Genomic DNA, 679 nt, shown 5'->3' on the forward strand with positions numbered 1-679 from the left:
CAGATGCGCAGGCGCACGCGCGGAACTACGTTAGGCAGGTGCCGGCTCAGATCGATACGGCCTATCGAAGGGAAATCAGTTCAAGGCTCGGGTGGCATCAATGAGTGCACAAAGCCAAGCTCAAATCGGCGCCATCTTTGATCAGCTGTTGGCTCTGCGAGAGAGCGTCAACCGTCTCCAGCAGATGGAGGATGAAAGAGTAGGTACGCTTCGCGGCCACCAGACCGTGGATGTGGACGGCGCTTTCCTATTGGTTTTTCAGAAGCTTCAAGACAACATCGCCAATATGGAGGAGGCTTTGGCCACCATTGCGGAAGCCACAGGCGATGTACCAAAGTTTTAACACATCCATTTTCAGTGACTGTCGCGCATCCCTGATGCTGACGGACTTTGGGCAGGATCTTGGAAGCTTCAGGGTGCTTGACCCTGCGCATTCGTCCGGCCAAGTCATCTACTCGCCCCCGCATAACCAAGATAGCGCCCGCCCATCATAACTCCGCACAGGTATTGGGGACGGTAGCTCCCACCAGTTGGACGTCTAACTATTATGGTGTCGTATGCCCGCGATTGGCTTAAGACGCCGATACCTTATCTCGCGATTGGCGCGGCGGATGGCAAACAAATAAGCACAGTGCGGCTGCGCCGCTACCAACACGGCGACCATGCGCACAAGTGCGGT

At 55.8% G+C, this 679-nt stretch carries 1 protein-coding gene; it reads left to right on the forward strand.

What is annotated here, in order from left to right:
* The first annotated feature begins 100 nt into the window (after positions 1–100).
* The gene (locus tag KMS84_RS38790) at positions 101–343 is read left to right on the forward strand and encodes a hypothetical protein (RefSeq protein WP_181283747.1); all 243 of its coding nucleotides are present in this window, start codon (positions 101–103) and stop codon (positions 341–343) included.
* Positions 344–679: the final 336 nt, after the last annotated feature.

This window comes from Streptomyces hilarionis (assembly GCF_024539675.1).
GTDB classification, from domain to species: domain Bacteria; phylum Actinomycetota; class Actinomycetes; order Streptomycetales; family Streptomycetaceae; genus Streptomyces; species Streptomyces hilarionis.